The organism is Citrobacter sp. RHB20-C16 (genome assembly GCF_013890155.1).
Lineage (GTDB): Bacteria > Pseudomonadota > Gammaproteobacteria > Enterobacterales > Enterobacteriaceae > Citrobacter_A > Citrobacter_A amalonaticus.
On the sequence record NZ_CP057630.1, the window covers coordinates 212,702 to 229,864 of the forward strand.

At 54.6% G+C, this 17,163-nt stretch carries 17 protein-coding genes; 6 read left to right on the top strand and 11 right to left on the bottom strand.

Features of this window, described 5'->3' with window-relative positions:
• The first annotated feature begins 97 nt into the window (after positions 1-97).
• Positions 98-1,552 carry a xylulokinase gene (gene xylB / locus HVX64_RS01005; RefSeq protein ID WP_044253776.1) on the top strand — a complete coding sequence of 485 codons (1,455 nt, stop codon included), beginning with the start codon at positions 98-100 and terminating at the stop codon, positions 1,550-1,552.
• A 167-nt stretch (positions 1,553-1,719) separates the two neighbouring features.
• Positions 1,720-2,067: an inner membrane protein YiaB gene (yiaB, locus tag HVX64_RS01010; RefSeq protein WP_042998575.1), complete on the top strand. Its 348-nt coding sequence runs from the start codon at positions 1,720-1,722 to the stop codon at positions 2,065-2,067.
• A gap of 130 nt (positions 2,068-2,197) precedes the next feature.
• On the opposite strand, the gene HVX64_RS01015 is transcribed toward yiaB, so the two are convergent.
• A complete protein-coding gene (locus tag HVX64_RS01015) occupies positions 2,198-3,193 on the bottom strand; it encodes an acyltransferase (protein WP_044253814.1) in 996 nt (331 codons plus the stop codon).
• 177 nt (positions 3,194-3,370) lie between these two features.
• Here HVX64_RS01015 and HVX64_RS01020 point away from each other — a divergent pair, with 177 nt between their 5' ends.
• The 3 genes from HVX64_RS01020 to glyS all read left to right on the top strand — a co-directional run bounded on the left by HVX64_RS01020 (position 3,371) and on the right by glyS (position 6,763).
• Positions 3,371-3,676: a YsaB family lipoprotein gene (locus HVX64_RS01020; RefSeq protein ID WP_042998574.1), complete on the top strand. Its 306-nt coding sequence runs from the start codon at positions 3,371-3,373 to the stop codon at positions 3,674-3,676.
• A gap of 96 nt (positions 3,677-3,772) precedes the next feature.
• Positions 3,773-4,684, top strand: a complete 912-nt coding sequence (gene glyQ / locus HVX64_RS01025) for a glycine--tRNA ligase subunit alpha (RefSeq protein ID WP_042323214.1) — start codon at positions 3,773-3,775, stop codon at positions 4,682-4,684.
• A gap of 9 nt (positions 4,685-4,693) precedes the next feature.
• The gene (glyS, locus tag HVX64_RS01030) at positions 4,694-6,763 is read left to right on the top strand and encodes a glycine--tRNA ligase subunit beta (protein ID WP_044253773.1); all 2,070 of its coding nucleotides are present in this window, start codon (positions 4,694-4,696) and stop codon (positions 6,761-6,763) included.
• Positions 6,764-6,842: 79 nt separating this feature from the next.
• Here the strand turns inward: glyS and cueP are convergent, their stop codons facing one another.
• The 4 genes from cueP to HVX64_RS01050 all read right to left on the bottom strand — a co-directional run bounded on the left by cueP (position 6,843) and on the right by HVX64_RS01050 (position 9,964).
• Positions 6,843-7,382: a copper-binding periplasmic metallochaperone CueP gene (gene cueP, locus HVX64_RS01035; protein ID WP_042998572.1), complete on the bottom strand. Its 540-nt coding sequence runs from the start codon at positions 7,380-7,382 to the stop codon at positions 6,843-6,845.
• A 179-nt stretch (positions 7,383-7,561) separates the two neighbouring features.
• Positions 7,562-7,774 (bottom strand): RNA chaperone/antiterminator CspA, encoded by a 213-nt coding sequence (gene cspA / locus HVX64_RS01040; RefSeq protein WP_000014594.1) that lies wholly within the window; start codon positions 7,772-7,774, stop codon positions 7,562-7,564.
• A gap of 272 nt (positions 7,775-8,046) precedes the next feature.
• A complete protein-coding gene (locus HVX64_RS01045; RefSeq protein WP_042998571.1) occupies positions 8,047-8,337 on the bottom strand; it encodes an HTH-type transcriptional regulator in 291 nt (96 codons plus the stop codon).
• 256 nt (positions 8,338-8,593) lie between these two features.
• Positions 8,594-9,964: an aromatic acid/H+ symport family MFS transporter gene (locus HVX64_RS01050; protein ID WP_044253765.1), complete on the bottom strand. Its 1,371-nt coding sequence runs from the start codon at positions 9,962-9,964 to the stop codon at positions 8,594-8,596.
• 443 nt (positions 9,965-10,407) lie between these two features.
• Between HVX64_RS01050 and HVX64_RS01055 the strand changes: the two genes are divergently transcribed.
• A complete protein-coding gene (locus HVX64_RS01055) occupies positions 10,408-11,118 on the top strand; it encodes a DUF3053 domain-containing protein (protein ID WP_042998569.1) in 711 nt (236 codons plus the stop codon).
• Between the two features lie 42 nt (positions 11,119-11,160).
• Here HVX64_RS01055 and ghrB read toward each other — a convergent pair whose 3' ends face one another.
• The 6 genes from ghrB to HVX64_RS01085 all read right to left on the bottom strand — a co-directional run bounded on the left by ghrB (position 11,161) and on the right by HVX64_RS01085 (position 17,099).
• A complete protein-coding gene (gene ghrB, locus HVX64_RS01060; RefSeq protein WP_044253762.1) occupies positions 11,161-12,135 on the bottom strand; it encodes a glyoxylate/hydroxypyruvate reductase GhrB in 975 nt (324 codons plus the stop codon).
• A 22-nt stretch (positions 12,136-12,157) separates the two neighbouring features.
• Positions 12,158-13,438, bottom strand: a complete 1,281-nt coding sequence (locus HVX64_RS01065) for an MFS transporter (RefSeq protein ID WP_044253759.1) — start codon at positions 13,436-13,438, stop codon at positions 12,158-12,160.
• A gap of 67 nt (positions 13,439-13,505) precedes the next feature.
• Entirely contained in the window at positions 13,506-14,444 is a 939-nt protein-coding gene (locus HVX64_RS01070; RefSeq protein WP_042998566.1) for a sugar kinase, read from the bottom strand.
• A 3-nt stretch (positions 14,445-14,447) separates the two neighbouring features.
• A complete protein-coding gene (locus HVX64_RS01075) occupies positions 14,448-15,197 on the bottom strand; it encodes a xylose isomerase (RefSeq protein WP_044253756.1) in 750 nt (249 codons plus the stop codon).
• 100 nt (positions 15,198-15,297) lie between these two features.
• Positions 15,298-16,314, bottom strand: a complete 1,017-nt coding sequence (locus HVX64_RS01080; RefSeq protein ID WP_042998564.1) for a LacI family DNA-binding transcriptional regulator — start codon at positions 16,312-16,314, stop codon at positions 15,298-15,300.
• 122 nt (positions 16,315-16,436) lie between these two features.
• The gene (locus HVX64_RS01085) at positions 16,437-17,099 is read right to left on the bottom strand and encodes an OmpA family lipoprotein (RefSeq protein WP_042998563.1); all 663 of its coding nucleotides are present in this window, start codon (positions 17,097-17,099) and stop codon (positions 16,437-16,439) included.
• Positions 17,100-17,163: the final 64 nt, after the last annotated feature.

The following is a 17,163-nucleotide window of genomic DNA, read 5'->3' on the forward strand; positions in this document are numbered from 1 at the left end:
TCGATATCGCCGGGTGACTCAGCGTTTCCTGGTCGGTGATTTGACAAGCCCGGTGAGCGTTGTGGCACCGGGCATTTCAGTTTAAGGAACCCACTCTATGTATATTGGGATCGATCTTGGCACCTCGGGCGTGAAAGCGATTTTGCTCAATGAGCAAGGCGAGGTGGTCGCATCGCAAACGGAAAAACTCACCGTCTCCCGTCCTCATCCGCTCTGGTCGGAGCAAGATCCCGAACAGTGGTGGCTGGCGACCGACCGCGCCCTGAAGGCGTTGGGCAAGCAGCATTCGTTAAGTCAAGTGAAAGCGCTGGGGATTGCCGGGCAGATGCATGGCGCGACGTTGCTCGACAGCCAGCAACAGGTGCTGCGACCGGCTATTCTGTGGAATGACGGACGTTGTGGCGAGGAGTGTGCGTTGCTGGAGTCAATGGTACCGCAGTCGCGCGCCATCACGGGTAACCTGATGATGCCTGGATTCACGGCTCCGAAGCTGCTGTGGGTACAGCGCCACGAGCCAGCGGTGTTCCGGCAGGTGGCAAAGGTGCTGCTACCGAAAGACTATCTGCGTTTACGCATGACCGGTGAATTTGCCAGCGATATGTCTGACGCTGCGGGAACGATGTGGCTGGATGTGGAAAAACGTGACTGGAGTAACGTGATGCTGAATGCCTGCGGCCTGACCCGTGACCATATGCCCGCGTTATTCGAAGGGAGTGAGATTACCGGCAAATTGCTGCCTGATGTCGCAATGGCGTGGGATATGCCTGCGGTTTCTGTCGTTGCAGGCGGTGGCGACAATGCGGCGGGCGCAGTCGGCGTGGGGATGGTCAATGCCGATCAGGCCATGCTGTCACTGGGAACGTCCGGCGTCTATTTTGCCGTCAGCGACGGTTTCCTGAGCAAGCCCGAAAGCGCAGTACACAGCTTTTGCCATGCGTTGCCTGAGCGCTGGCATCTGATGTCGGTGATGCTAAGTGCGGCCTCCTGTCTGGACTGGGCGGCAACATTAACCGGTCTGAAGACGGTGCCGGCGCTGATTGATGCGGCGCAGCAGGCTGATGAGGCAGCCGACCCTGTCTGGTTCTTGCCGTATCTTTCAGGTGAACGTACGCCGCACAATAATCCGCAGGCGAAAGGCGTGTTTTTTGGTCTGACCCATCAGCATGGACCGGCTGAGCTGGCGCGCGCGGTGCTGGAAGGCGTGGGCTATGCGCTGGCCGACGGGATGGATGTGGTACATGCCTGTGGGGTGAAGCCGCAAAGCATCACGCTGATCGGCGGCGGTGCGCGCAGCGCGTACTGGCGGCAAATGCTGGCGGATATCAGCGGCCTGCAACTGGATTATCGCACCGGTGGTGATGTGGGGCCGGCACTGGGTGCCGCTCGTCTGGCGCAAATTGCGATGAATCCGGAGAAGCCATTAGCCGAGTTATTACCGCAACTTCCGCTTGAACAAACACACATGCCTGACAGGCAACGCCATAGCGTTTATCAACAGCGCCGGGAAACCTTCCGTCGTCTTTATCAGCAGCTACTTCCACTCATGTCTTGAGCCTGAATCCCTCCTGTTTTGCAGGAGGGATTAACCCAAAGCATATAAATAATTGATCAATAAATTAAATATATGGATTTATTCTGAAATTCCATTTTCTGTTCATTTTTCAGTGTTGTCTTTCATAGGTTATCCCTAATCTGCATCCGTTGGATAAGGAGATCCCAGTGAAAAGCTCAACGTTAATTTCCTGGTTGTTGCTCATCTCAGGCACATCGACTTACGTTATCGGCTTAGGGATGGCATGTCCCTTACTGAGCGGAAAAGGTTATTTCCTCGGTGTCCTGGTGACCGCAATGTTTGTCACATACGTTTATCTACGTGAGGAAAAACGCGACCAACTGGACGATAGCGTCGTTACCGTGTGCCAACTGGTCGCGCTTATCACGCTGGGGTTGTTTCTGGTCGGCATCCTCAACGCGCCGCTATCACTGAGTGGGCGGGGTCTCTATCCGGTGGCGCTCTTTATGGGTCTACTGGGTTTTGTACGCCTGATTCGTGCATCGGATCATTAAATAAAAAGGGGATCACTTTGCTGTGGGGTTTCCTGGCTTGCTATTTGTTACGGCGTCTGAGACGGCGCTCTCCCTGATAACGGTTTTAGCCTCTCTGAAATGCCCGGCGCCACGACCGGGCATTTCAACATCAACTGACCAGCCTGCGCGTATCGATGCGTTGTAACAGCATTGAAAGCAGTAAACTGGCCACGAGGGTCGCGCTGAAAATCCACAACATATCCAGCGGCGGCCAGCGTTTGATTTCCAGACCGCTGGTGCGCAAGGCATGAATAATGAGCGCATGAAAGCCATAAATGCCGAGTGAATGGCGTGAAATCAGCCCCAGCCCAGGGACCGTTTGCGTATTCAGCGTGTTTTTCACCAGCGTCAGTAGCGCGACTGCACAGATAAAGACCATAGGGCCGCAATAGAGATACCAGGTATCGGCAAAATTGCCGCGCCACTGTAGTTCATGCAACGTCCCACGAGAGATGACCCACACCGCCAGCATGAAAAGTCCCGCGCTTAACCAGGAAAGCGCGCGTTTTTGTGTCTCCATCATGCCGATAGCGCGTCCCAGCATCCCGTACAAAATGTAGTAAAAGGTATCGCCGTTGATATACAAATTAATGGGGAGCCACTCGAATCCGCCGACTTTTTGCGACACGGTATTCGGATTGGCGAGAATGCCAATGACCACCATCAGCACCAGCAGCATTTTGCCACTCACGTTTTTCACCTCAATCAGCGGCGAGACCAGATAGATCACGGTGATCGCGAAGAAAAACCACAGATGATAGAACACCGGTTTTTGCAGCAGATTTTTTAAGGAGAGTTCGGCGTTAATCGAAGTAAACAATGTGATGTAGAGCAGGGCAACGGCGCTGTAGAACAGCAGGCACAGCGCGATGCGTAAAAAATGGCGTGGTTGTGCGCTGCGCTCGCCAAAAAAGAGGTAGCCCGAAATCATAAAAAATAGCGGCACGCTGACGCGTGAAGCCGAATTCAGTACGTTGGCAAGATCCCAGTTAACGGGACTGACACTCTGTGCATTGGTGATGTACCAGGTTGTGGTGTGAATCATGACCACCATCAGACAGGCGATCCCTCGCAGGTTATCAATCCAGAAAATTTTGGGCTGCATCAGTTCCTCTGTTTTCGTTTCAAAAATGGTCTGACTCACATTTTGTCAGCCTGTCCCGCTGGATTAATCTGAGTTTTTACACTAAAGGTTGTGATGGTCCGATGAGATTCGCAAAATGCGTCTGCCACACCGAACGTAATAATAATAAGACTGATCAGTAAATTAGGCGGTAATAAAATGATGATGAAATCTTTTTTTCCAGCAATGGTGATTCTGTTGCTGGCAGGATGTACACCCTCCCAGCCATCGCCGACACAAAAGGCGCAGAAAGTGAAAGTCAGCCCCACGCGCACGCTGGATATGGAAGCGCTGTGCAAAGATCAGGCTGCGCGACGCTATAATACCGGTACGCAGAAAATTGATGTTACGGGCTTTGAACAATTTCAGGGAAGTTATGAGATGCGCGGCGCTACCTTCCGTAAAGAGAGTTTTGTCTGCTCTTTTGACGCGGATGGGCAGTTTTTACATCTTTCCATGCGTTAAGCCCTGCCTTTTTCCCGTTTCGTACTGTATATCTTGCAGTCAGCGGGTATACTGAACCCTTCCTTTTAAAACCACACGTATCCAGCACGAAATACTATGCAAAAGTTTGATACCAAGACCTTCCAGGGCCTGATCCTGACATTACAGGATTACTGGGCTCGTCAGGGCTGTACCATTGTTCAACCTTTGGACATGGAAGTGGGTGCAGGTACCTCGCACCCGATGACCAGCCTGCGTGCGTTGGGGCCAGAACCGATGGCAACCGCGTATGTGCAACCTTCTCGTCGTCCAACTGATGGACGCTATGGCGAAAACCCGAACCGTTTACAGCACTACTATCAGTTTCAGGTGGTGATTAAGCCCTCTCCGGACAACATCCAGGAGCTGTATCTCGGGTCGCTGAAAGAGCTGGGTATGGATCCAACCATCCACGACATTCGCTTCGTGGAAGATAACTGGGAAAACCCGACGCTGGGTGCCTGGGGTCTGGGCTGGGAAGTGTGGCTGAACGGGATGGAAGTGACACAGTTCACTTACTTCCAGCAGGTCGGCGGACTGGAATGTAAGCCGATCACCGGTGAAATCACTTATGGTCTGGAACGTTTGGCCATGTACATTCAGGGCGTAGACAGCGTTTACGACCTGGTCTGGAGCGACGGCCCGTTGGGTAAAACCACGTATGGCGACGTGTTCCATCAGAACGAAGTGGAGCAATCCACCTACAACTTCGAATACGCGGACGTGGACTTCCTGTTCACCTGCTTTGAGCAGTACGAGAAAGAAGCGCAGCAACTGCTGGCGCTGGAAACGCCGCTGCCGCTGCCTGCCTACGAGCGTATTCTGAAGGCCGCCCATAGCTTCAACCTGCTGGATGCGCGTAAAGCCATCTCCGTCACCGAACGCCAGCGCTATATTCTGCGTATTCGTACCCTGACTAAAGCAGTGGCAGAAGCTTACTACGCTTCCCGTGAAGCCCTCGGCTTCCCGATGTGCAATAAAGACAAATAAGAGGCGGCCATGTCTGAGAAAACTTTCCTGGTGGAAATCGGCACTGAAGAGCTGCCACCAAAAGCCCTGCGCAGCCTGGCGGAATCCTTTGCTGCGAACGTGACGGCGGAGCTGGATAACGCCGGCATCGCGCACGGCCATGTTGAATGGTTTGCGGCACCGCGTCGTCTGGCGCTGAAAATCGCTAATCTGGCGGAATCACAGCCCGATCGCGAAGTTGAAAAACGCGGTCCGGCGATTGCCCAGGCATTTGATGCCGAAGGCAAACCGAGCAAAGCGGCAGAAGGCTGGGCTCGGGGGTGTGGTATTACCGTTGATCAGGCTGAGCGTCTGACCACCGATAAAGGCGAATGGCTGCTGTATCGTGCACACGTGAAAGGCGAAAGCGCCGAAGCGCTGTTGCCGAACATGATCGCTACATCGCTGGCGAAACTGCCGATCCCGAAACTGATGCGCTGGGGAGCAAGCGACGTGCATTTCGTACGTCCGGTTCATACCGTGACCCTGCTGCTGGGCGACAAAGTCATTCCGGCGACCATTCTGGGTATTCAGTCCGATCGCATTATTCGCGGCCATCGCTTTATGGGCGAGCCGGAGTTCACCATCGACAATGCCGACCAGTATCCGCAAATCCTGCTGGAGCGCGGTAAGGTCATTGCCGACTACGAACAGCGTAAAGCCAAAATCAAAGCGGATGCCGAAGACGCGGCGCGTACTATTGGCGGTAATGCCGATCTGAGCGACAGCCTGCTGGAAGAAGTGACCTCGCTGGTGGAATGGCCGGTGGTACTGACGGCGAAATTCGAAGAGAAATTCCTCGCGGTACCCTCTGAAGCGCTGGTGTACACCATGAAAGGTGACCAGAAGTACTTCCCGGTCTACGCCAACGACGGCAAACTGCTGCCGAACTTCATCTTCGTTGCGAACATCGAATCGAAAGATCCTCAGCAAATCATCTCCGGTAACGAGAAGGTGGTGCGCCCGCGTCTGGCGGATGCCGAGTTCTTCTTCAATACTGACCGTAAAAAACGACTGGAAGATCACCTGCCGCGTCTGCAAACCGTGCTGTTCCAACAGCAGCTGGGTACATTGCGCGACAAGACCGATCGTATTCAGGCGCTGGCGGGCTGGATTGCCGGTCAGATTGGCGCAGACGTTAACCATGCCACCCGTGCGGGCCTGCTGTCGAAATGTGACCTGATGACCAACATGGTCTTCGAATTCACCGATACCCAGGGCGTAATGGGCATGCACTATGCTCGCCACGATGGTGAAGCGGAAGATGTTGCCGTCGCTCTGAACGAACAGTATCAACCGCGCTTTGCCGGTGATGACCTGCCGTCTAACCCGATTGCCTGCGCACTGGCGATTGCGGATAAGATGGACACCCTGGCGGGAATCTTCGGTATCGGTCAGCACCCGAAAGGGGACAAAGACCCGTTTGCGCTGCGTCGAGCTGCGCTGGGCGTGCTGCGCATTATCGTTGAGAAGAACCTGAACCTCGATCTGCAAACGCTGACCGAGGAAGCGGTGCGTCTGTACGGTGATAAGCTGACCAACGCGAACGTTGTGGATGACGTGATCGACTTTATGCTCGGTCGCTTCCGGGCCTGGTACCAGGATGAAGGTTACACCGTGGATACCATCCAGGCGGTGCTGGCACGTCGTCCGACCCGTCCGGCTGATTTTGACGCGCGTATGAAGGCGGTCTCGCACTTCCGTACGCTGGAAGCGGCATCTGCGCTGGCGGCAGCCAACAAGCGTGTCTCTAACATCCTGGCGAAGTCTGATGAGACGCTGAACGAGCGTGTTAATGCCTCAACGTTGAAAGAGCCAGAAGAGATCGCGCTGGCGATGCAGGTTGTGGTACTGCGTGACAAGCTCGAACCGTACTTTGCCGAAGGCCGTTACCAGGACGCGCTGGTGGAACTGGCTGAACTGCGCGAGCCGGTCGATTTATTCTTCGAAAAAGTGATGGTGAACGTCGAGGATAAAGAGTTGCGTATCAACCGCCTCTCGATGCTGGAAAAACTGCGTGAGCTGTTCCTGCGTGTGGCGGATATTTCGCTGCTGCAATAAACATCGCGCAAGTCACCACCGCAGACAAACGCTGAAACCTGCCCTCGGGCAGGTTTTTTTATGGACGGGACAGGAAGAGTTACTGCAACTGCAATTCCGTCAGACAGGTCTGGCTGTCATCCTTCGTGGCAATGGCGTGTGATGCCGTTTTGCCGTTGTAGCTCACTTCTATTGTCCCTTCAATATTGCGCGGCAACCAGACGCCGATAAACCCGTTCTGATAGCTTTTGAGCGGTTTCTGAATCAGCACATTGCCTTTGTTATCCGTCACTTTAACGTTGAACGTCGTGTCCGGCATTTCACCCTGGCAGCCGGACAAACTGTGGTTAAAGCACGGGTGCGTCTGCTGCTGGTAAGGTGCAAACGAGAGATAGAATTTTTCGCCCAACGGCAGGGTATACATCTGCCCATCAGAAGCGAGTTTTAACTCGGTACTGGTGATGGAAGCCGAATACGGCAGCGGGCGGGATTGTGGCGTTTGATCGATGGTATCCACGATCTGCTCGACTGACTTACCGGCAAGACCATGTTCGGCAAGGAATGTGGCTTCTGGCGATGCAGCAAACGCGGCGCCGCTGGTGAGTAAACCTAGCGTGAAGAACAACGGGAGTCTGGACATAGCGTCAATTCCATGTGAAAAACAGGGTTTTCACTATAAAGCTTACCCTTAGGGAAAGGTCAAAGGCTGGCCAGGTAAAGTAATGCAAAGAAGGGAAACAGGGATATCGAAAGGCGGGCAAGAGATAAAAAAAATCCCCGCCGTCTGGCAGGGATCTTGAATTCTGAGCTTATCTAAGCTTACAGGCTGGTTACGTTGCCAGCTGCCGGGCCTTTAGCGCCGCTTTCGATGGTGAAGGAAACTTTCTGACCTTCGTCCAGAGATTTGTAGCCATCGTTCTGGATAGCAGAGAAGTGTACGAACACGTCTTTAGAGCCATCGTCAGGAGTGATGAAGCCGAAGCCTTTGTCAGCGTTGAACCATTTTACGATACCAGTCATTTTACCGGACATAGTGTATTACCTTTTAAAAAATAAGTGTGCCTTTCGGCGATATGGCGTGCTCTACAGATTTTTTAAGCGTTAAGGAAATGCGCACTACGAGGGGTATCAACGATAACTCTTGAAGGGGACTGCCTTACTAAACTGCTTTAATGGTCTGTACGTCAAACCGTGGAACGCATTAACTCATGTAACGCCTGGGGATGCAACTGTTATTTTTCGCCCGATAGGTTAAGTGGTCAGAAAACGGTCCTGTATCAGGACCGTTCATCAATGATTGTCGATTACTCCATCAACTGCTTACTCAATGCCGGGTTAGCCTGTATCAGGCGCATCAGCTTCAATTCGGTACTGGAGGGTTTAACGCGTTTTGATTCCCACTCCTGTACCAGTGCAACCGTTACGCCTAACGCTCTGGCGAAATCATCCGTTTCCAGCCCGCTCCCCCGGCGTAATTGTTCAAATTCGCTAAAGGGACTTGGCTTATGTGTCAGGGTGATTTTTGATGTTTCTTCTTTAAAAACAATTTGTTCCAGGCTGCTCAGCAGCTCAAACATTGGATCTTTAGATTCCATTGAGAACTCCTTTAAATCACACAGCGAGATCGTGAATTTCATCGAAGCCAGTTAAGAATAGTCGTAAATGAGAAAGCGCGTTGGGCGTCACAGTTTAAGAGGGGAACAAGACTCGTTTCAGCGGCGAGAAGGCGGCGGATTTGTAGCTTGCTAACGATTTGATAACGGGCACTATATCCCGCGTGGTAATGTGAAATGTAAAGATTACGAAAATATGACTATTTCCTGGCAGGCGATTACCTGCCAGGAGGAAAAATCAGGCTTTTTGCGCGGCGTGAGTCGGTGATTCTGTCGGCGTTGATGCGCCAGAGAGCTGGCGTTTACCTGCCCAGTATTTCATCATCAAGGCAAAGGCAGACACTAACGCCGGAATGGCCAGGAATGTAAAGATGGTTTCGAACGCGAGTTGCGCCTGCATCAGGAAGGCGCCGCTAAACGCACCGAGGATGCCGCCGAAACGGCCCAGACCTAACATCCATGCCACACCAGTCGCGCGGCCCTGTGTGGGGTAAAAACCCGCCGCCAGCGCGGGCATGGACGATTGTGCGCCGTTCATGATTGTCCCGGCGATAAAAACCATCACCCCCATGAGCACCAGGCTGCTGGTGGAGAACCCAACCAGGCAGACAAACACCCCGGTCAACAACCAGCCGACCGCCACCACTTTGTTCGGGTTGAATTTGTCCATCAGCGCGCCCAGCACCAGGACGCCAATTCCGCCGCCCAACGGGAACAAGGCGGTAATGATGGACGCCTGGCTCAGCGTGGCCCCTGTTTCACGGATCAGCAGCGGCAGCCAACTGGTCAGCAGATAGAAGATCAGCAACCCCATAAAGTAGGTCAGGCACAGCATTACCGTACCCAGTGCGTAACGCGGCGAGAAGATGACGCCCAGCGCTGATTTCTCTTTAATCTGGCCGGTTTCACGCAGGACAAAGTGCGTCGCTTCCGGTAGCGGGGCGATACGGCGCAGAATGGTGCCAATCTGCTGCTGTGATTTGTTCTTAACCACCAGATAACGGGCAGATTCCGGCAGTAAAACGATCAACACCACTGCCAGCACCAGCGGCATCACGCCGCCGAGGATCAGTACGCTTTGCCAGCCGTAATGCGGGATCAGCCAGGCGGAGACAAACCCGCCCATCGACGAGCCAATCGGGAATCCGACGAACATCAGATTCACCAGCAGCGCGCGACGGCGTTCTGGTGCGTATTCACTCATCAGGGTCGCGGCATTGGGCATTGCCGCCCCCAGACCCAGACCAGTTAAAAAGCGCAATGCGGTCAGTTGGTTCAGCGTGCTGGCAAAGGCGGTGAGCAGGCTGAAGCCGCCAAACACCAGAATCGATATAATCAGGACTTTTTTGCGACCGATGCGGTCAGCCATTGGACCCGCGGTGAGCGCTCCGACGGCAAGCCCCACCAGCGCGGCGCTCATGACCGGGCCGAGCGCGGATTTTTCAACGCCCCACTCTTGAACGAGATCGGAGGCGATGAAGCCGATAATCGCGGTATCGAATCCGTCCATCGCGACGGTCACAAAACACAGCACGAGAATCATCCACTGGTATTTTGAAAAGGGATGCTCGTTAATAAACGCTTGAATATCAGTCGTTTTGTTTGTCATGCGGTCATTCCTGCGAAAGCAACGCGGGGGACAGAGGGTGTTTTTATTTTCTCCACCGCAAGCGTTAGGATTAATTGTGCGATTATCGAACGTTTATTCGTTAATCGTTCAATTAATCAAAACATTGAAGCCCGTGTTCGGCAATCACCCCACCGAGGTTAACGTGCGATAATCGTACGAATTGCCCCTTCACTGGCCGACTTAATGCTGAAAAGCTATTAAAATCATAGAACTACTTCTTGTTAATGCCCTCAGAACAGAGGTGGTAAATGTGATGTGTTTAACAATAAAATAACAATTTGGTCATCGCTATTTCGCCAGACGAATTTCCGCCACAAGATTACGCGGAAGGGGTATCCTGCGAGCCTGACCTGGACTATCCTTGTAAGCCGTAAGGCACGCGTATTGCGCAGTGCGCATTTTTGGGTGAAAGGAGTATTAAAATGGCGACAGGTAAGTCCTGCTCTCGCTGGTTTGCGCCTCTTGCGGCGTTGTTAATGGTAGTTAGCCTGAGTGGGTGTTTTGATAAAGAAGGCGATCAGCGTAAAGCGTTTGTCGATTTTCTACAGAATACGGTGATGCGTAGCGGCGAGCGTCTACCCACCCTGACCGCCGATCAGAAAAAACAGTTCGGTCCGTTTGTTTCTGATTACGCGATTCTGTATGGCTACTCACAGCAGGTGAACCAGGCGATGGATTCCGCGTTGCGTCCGGTTGTTGATAGCGTTAATGCCATCCGTGTGCCACAGGATTATGTGACGCAACGTGGGCCGCTGCGTGACCTGAACGGTTCTCTCGGCGTATTGGGTCAGCAGTTGCAGAATGCGAAACTGCAGGCCGATGCGGCGCATGGCGCACTGAAACAGGCCGATGACCTGAAGCCGGTGTTTGACCAGGTGTATAAGAAAGTGGTGACGACGCCCGCAGACGCGTTGCAGCCGCTGATCCCGGCCGCGCAGATCTTCACTCAGCAACTGGTCCAGGTGGGTGATTTTGTCGCGCAGCAGGATACGCAGGTGAGTTTTGTGGCGAATGGTATTCAGTTCCCGACTTCGCAGCAGGCAAGTCAGTACAACGCATTGATTGGGCCGCTGGCCTCGCAGCATCAGGCATTTAACCAGGCCTGGACTGCGGCGGTTAACGCTATTCAGTGATGAAGCTGCCGGGCAGGCGATAGCGCCTCCCGGCTGTTTTTGTTACCCCGCAACCTGCGGGTTCACGCAGTTCTTCTCGACCTTTCCTTGCAGCGCATCAATCAGATTATCTACCGCGCAGGCCGCCATGTTATAGCGCGTTTCGTGGGTGGCTGAACCAATGTGTGGTACCGCCACAACGTTACTCAGCGACAACAACGGTGAATCAACTGGTAGTGGCTCTTGCTCAAACACATCCAGACCGGCAGCGTGTATTTCGCCCTGTTGCAGTGCGGCAATCAGCGCGTTTTCATCGACCACCGGACCACGTCCGGCATTAATGAAGATGGCAGAGGATTTCATTTTAGCGAACTGCTCTGCGCCAAACAGATGATGCGTCTCGTCGGTCAGCGGCAGGATCAGGCAGACAAAGTCTGATTCCTGCAACAGCGTATCGAGGTCACAGTAGCGGGCGTTGAAGCGCTCTTCCGCTTCCTGATGGTGGCGGCGGGCGTTGTAGAGAATCGGCATGTTGAAGCCGAAGTGGGCGCGCTGTGCCAGCGCAAGACCAATGCGTCCCATCCCGACAATCCCCAGCGTTTTGTGGTGCACATCAATACCAAACCAGTCAGGACCAATGCTGGAGGTCCATTCGCCGACCTTCACGCGCTCGGCCACTTCCACAACGCGGCGAGCGGTCGATAGCACCAGTGCCATGATCGTATCGGCAACGGTTTCCGTCAGCACGGTGGGCGTATGCATCAGCAGTACCTTACGTGCGTTCAGCGCATCCACATCGAAATTGTCATACCCCACGGAGATCGTTGAGGTTGCGCGGAGCGTCGGCATTTTCTCCAGCAGCGCGGTATCGACGGTTTGGCTGGAGCCCAGCAGACCTTCAGCACTGGCAAAGGCTTGCGCGTGTTGTTCAACCGTCTGCGGGCTCAGGTCCGGCACCTGGGTGACGGTGAAATGTTCTTCCAGGCGATGCAGTAAATCGTCAGGTAACGCTTTGTAGAGAATAATGGACGGCTTCATATGACTCTCCATGAGTGAAAGTTTACGCGTGGCGTGCGCCAACCGGGACGTGCTGATTATTAGCAGGCTTAACAATTAAAGTTAGCCATACTGAGGCGAAAAGCGCCACCCCCATAAAAATGTACGAGGCGGACGGGCTGCCGGTGGCGCCGTTGAGGTAACCGACAAACCACGAGCCGAGGAACGAGCCCAGCGCGCCCATACTGTTGATTAGCGCCATTGCGCCACCGGCAACGTTGCGCGGCAACATCTCCGGAATGATGGCGAAAAACGGGCCATACGGGGCGTACATCGCCGCACCGGCAATCACCAGCAGGGTATAAGAGGCCCAGAAGTTATTCGCGCCGACGGCCCAGGAACCGATAAAAGCACACGCGGCAATCAGCAGCAGAGGCCAGACGAACAGTTTACGGTTCTGTAATTTATCCGAGGCCCAGGAGGCGATAATCATCGCCACGGTGGCTGCCAGATACGGGACAGAAGAGAGCCAGCCCACTTCGACCATTCCCAGATTCGCGCCGCCTTCGCGGATGATTGATGGCAGCCACAGCACGAAGCCGTAGACGCCAATACTCCAGGTGAAATATTGCATGCATAACAGGATCACATTACGGGAGCGGAACGCTTCGCCGTAGTTGCGTACAGCCTTAATCCCCTGCTGCTCTTGTTCGAGTTGCGTTTGCAACGCCGTTTTTTCTGACTCGGTCAGCCAACCGACCTGCGCCGGTTTGTCTTTCACCAGCACCCACCAGCAGAAGGCCCACAGAATGGCGGGAACCCCTTCGATGATGAACATCTCACGCCAGCCGAGCGCCTGGATCAGGTAACCAGACACCACTGACATCCACAGGACCGTCACCGGGTTACCGAGGATCAGGAAGGTATTTGCTCGCGAACGCTCCGACTTCGTAAACCAGTTACTGATGTAAATCAGCATCGCTGGCATAACAGCGGCTTCCACTACCCCGAGAATAAAGCGAATAGCGGCCAGCGCCGGGATATTGCTGACCATCCCGGTCAGCGACGCGCAACCGCCCCATAAAATCAGGCAGACAAAAATCAGTTTGCGCACGCTCCGGCGTTCGGCATACACCGCGCCGGGGATCTGAAAGAAGAAATAGCCGAGGAAGAACAGGGCGCCGAGCAGGGATGAGATCCCTTTGGTGATGCCAAGGTCTTCGTTAATGCCCGCGGCGGACGCGAAGCTGAAGTTTGCACGGTCAAGATACGCCAGGCTATACGTGATGAACACGATAGGCATGATGTACAACCAGCGTTTTGCTGCATTTGTTGAGTTTGCCATAATCAACCTCTGTTGTTTCTGCCGCCGCTGTCTGTAGGGTACAGGGGGCTGTTATCATTACGTAAGGTTATTCGCCTAACGTTTCACGTGTGGGTAAGCCTTCGCTGTCGCCCTGCACCTGAATGGCCAGTGCGCCAATTTTGTTGCCGCGTGTGACGGCCTGCGACAGCGTACGACCTTCCAGTAAGGCGCTGATGACGCCGACGGCAAAGCCATCGCCGGCACCGACCGTATCGACCACGTTGTCCACTTTGACCGGGGCAACGCTGCCTTTTTCGCCGTCGGCGGTTTTATACCAGGCGCCGTCTGCGCCTGTTTTCAGCACCACGGCTTTCACGCCGTGACGGAGATAGAAATCCGCAATCCCTTCTGGCGTCTGTTGTCCGGTTAAAATCATCCCTTCCTTCAGGCCCGGTAATACCCAGTCGGCCTGGAATGCGAGACGATTCAGTTTCTCAACCATCTCGGCTTCACTTTTCCACAGCACCGGACGCAGGTTGGGGTCAAATGAGAGTGTCTTGCCCTGGGCTTTCATCGTGCGCGCCGTGTGCGCCAGCAGTTCATAGGAACTGGGGGAAAGCGCCGCAGCGACGCCGCTCAGATGCAGATGACGGGCACTGGAGAAATACGCGTCGTGGTAGTCCGCAACGGACAGATGGCTGGCGGCGGACCCTTTACGGAAATACTCCACAATGGGATCGGTTCCATTTTCAACTTTAGATTTTAGCTGAAAGCCGGTTGCGTAGCGCTCATCCAGGGTGACTCCCTGCGCATCAATCCCCTCTTTTTTCAGTGAGTTGAGAACAAAGCGACCAAAGCTGTCGTTACCTACGCGGCTCACCCAGCCGACTTTCAGTCCCAGTCGTGCCAGGCCGGTGGCAACGTTCAGTTCGGCACCGGCAACACGCTTGATAAACTGCTCAACCTCGGCCAGATCGCCGGTCTGCGTTGCTACAAACATCGCCATCGCTTCGCCGATTGTGATGACATCCAGTGAATGCTTCATGCCTTACTCCTTACGTAACAAATCGACGTAGTGGCGGGTAACCGCAGTCAGATCGGCCCCTTCCAGCGGGAATTCAATGCCGCGCGGAACGTCGGTGGGCAACAACTTGAGCAGGTCGAGCCAGCGGGGCTCTGCCTGGTCCGGGGGAACGGCGCGATAGCTGTCGTGGTGCGCGGTGGCGGCTTTAACGTGAACATAACCCACTGACTTCGCCAGTTGATGAGCGGCCTCTTCTGGCGAATCGCCTACCCATAGCCAGTTGCCCATATCAAAGGTCAGGTGTACAGGCAGCGCATGTTGCTGACAGGCGGCGTTAAAACGTTGCATGGGGGCCAGTCGTCCGCAGGCGGTCTGGTCGTTCTCGACTACCAGCGCCATACCGCTGCTTTCCAGCCAGTCGCGCAGGGTGTCAAATTGTTCTGCGTGGACAAAATGGCCCAGCGAAACCTTCAGCCATAGCGCGCGCAGCGTTTGCGCTTCCTGAAGCAGTGACGGCAGTTGTAGATTGAGGCGGCCATCGTCCATGAACAGCGGTTGTGGCGCGGAATAGCAGGCCAGCAGATCGAAGCATTCGATGGCTGACGCCAGTGTGGTCAGGGCGCTGAGCTCAGCGTCAGTAAACAGTTCGCGGCGAATTTCGACGCCGTCTGCACCTGCACCGGCAATGATAGGCAGCATCGCGGTTTGTCCGCCGGCAGCGCGGACAGTGTCGTGGCCATAGGCAGCGGTGACCACTATCAGTTTTCTTTGCATAGGAACTCCAGAACTCACGCTAATGTGATTACGCTAGATGGAACCGGTTCCAAAGAAAAGCGTGATGTGTCGAAATTATGATCACCATCACGAAGGAAAATTAACGGGCAGTGGAGCCGCGAACGATCAGCTCGCCGGAGAAAACCTGTTCATGAATGGCGTCGCTGCCGCCTTCAATCCTGCGTACCACTTGTTCGACAGCGGCATAACCAATCTGCCACGTGGGTTGTTTCAGGGTCGTGATCCCGACTCCTGCCAGTTCGGCCCATTCCAGCTCATCGAACCCCAACAGACCAATATCGCTGCCCCAGTTGAGGCCAATGCGCTTTAGCGAGCGGGCGACCTGAAGGGTGAGCGCACCGTTAGCGGAAATCACTGCCTTGCGCATCCCGCGATGCTGCTGGTGGAACTGGCGTAAGGTGTTATCGAGTTGCGTATTCTCGGAAAGCGGAACTTCGGCGTTTTCGGCGACAACGCCCGGATAACGTGCCAGTGTTGCCCGAAAGGCGCTCAGTCGTTCACGACGGGTATTGACCATCCCCAGCGGTTCGCTGAGAAACAGCAGTGCTTCAAAGCCTTGTTCAATCAGGTGTTCGGTGGCGGTGGTGGCGGCCTGAGTGTTGTCCAGCCCGACGACGTCGCAGGCGAAGTCAGGGATTTTGCGATCGATCAGTACCATCGGCAACGCGGACTGTTGCAGGCGATTCAACCCCTCTTCACGCATCCCCACGGCGTTGACCACAATACCTTCGACCTGATAACTGCGCAGCAGATCGAGATAGTGCAATTCCTGGTTCACCTCGTTATTGGTGTTACAGACCAGCGGCGTAAAGCCTTTCTCGCGACAGGCGGCCTCGATACCGCTTAACACGTGGACGGAATAGGGGTTGGTGATATCGGCAATGATCAGGCCAATCAAACGTGTGCGACCTCGTTTCAGGCCGCGTGCCATCAGGCTGGGGCGATAGTCGAGGTCGGCAATGGCTTTTTCAATACGCGCCAGCAGGGCATCGGAAAGCAGGTGTTTTTCGCCGTTGAGATAACGTGAAATGCTGGTTTTACCGGTTTTTGCCGCTTTCGCGACATCGCTGATGGTGGGGCGTGTTGATTTGCTCATCGCTGATTTCCTTGCCTTTGGTGAGCATACCTTAGCGCGAAAATGCCTGATGACGCTACGCTTACCGGGCCTGTTGGTGGGTTTAAAGCCGGGGAAGGCAATGCCGCCACCCGGCACAACCGTTACTGAATCGGACTTAACGTAATTTCGACACGACGGTTCTGGGCTTTCCCTTCCGCCGTGCTGTTGCTGGCGATCGGATTTGCCGGACCCATGCCGCTGGTGCGGATGCGGTTGGCGGCAACGCCCTGGGTGATCAGTGCGCTGGCTACGCTGTCCGCACGCTGCTGTGACAGACGCATGTTCAGATCCTGGCCGCCGGTGCTGTCGGTATACCCGATCACATTGACGGCGGTTTTTTCGTATTCCTTCAGTACCATCGCCACGCCGGTCAGCGTGTTGGCACCTGCCGGTTTCAGGGTGGCGCTGCTGCTGTCGAAGGTGACGTTATTCGGCATGTTCAAAATGATGTTATCGCCACTTCGCGTCACGCTTACGCCGGTTCCCTGCATTTTGTCGCGCAGTTTTGCTTCCTGGACGTCCATGTAATAACCGACGCCGCCGCCGAGCGCTGCCCCTGCCGCGGCACCAATCAGTGCGCCTTTACCGCGATCCTTCTTCGACGAGGAGAGAGCGCCGATACCCGCGCCCACCAGCGATCCAATGCCTGCGCCAATGCCAGATTTACCCGCTTCGCGTTCGCCGGTGTAAGGGTTGGTTGTGCAGCCAGAAACCGCCAGGGCGCCGCTCACGATAGCGGCAATGACTAAAACACGTTTCTTCATCTTAATTCCTTAATGACATTCTTATTTTTTGCCACAGCGACCGTGGCGGTTGATTATGACGTGT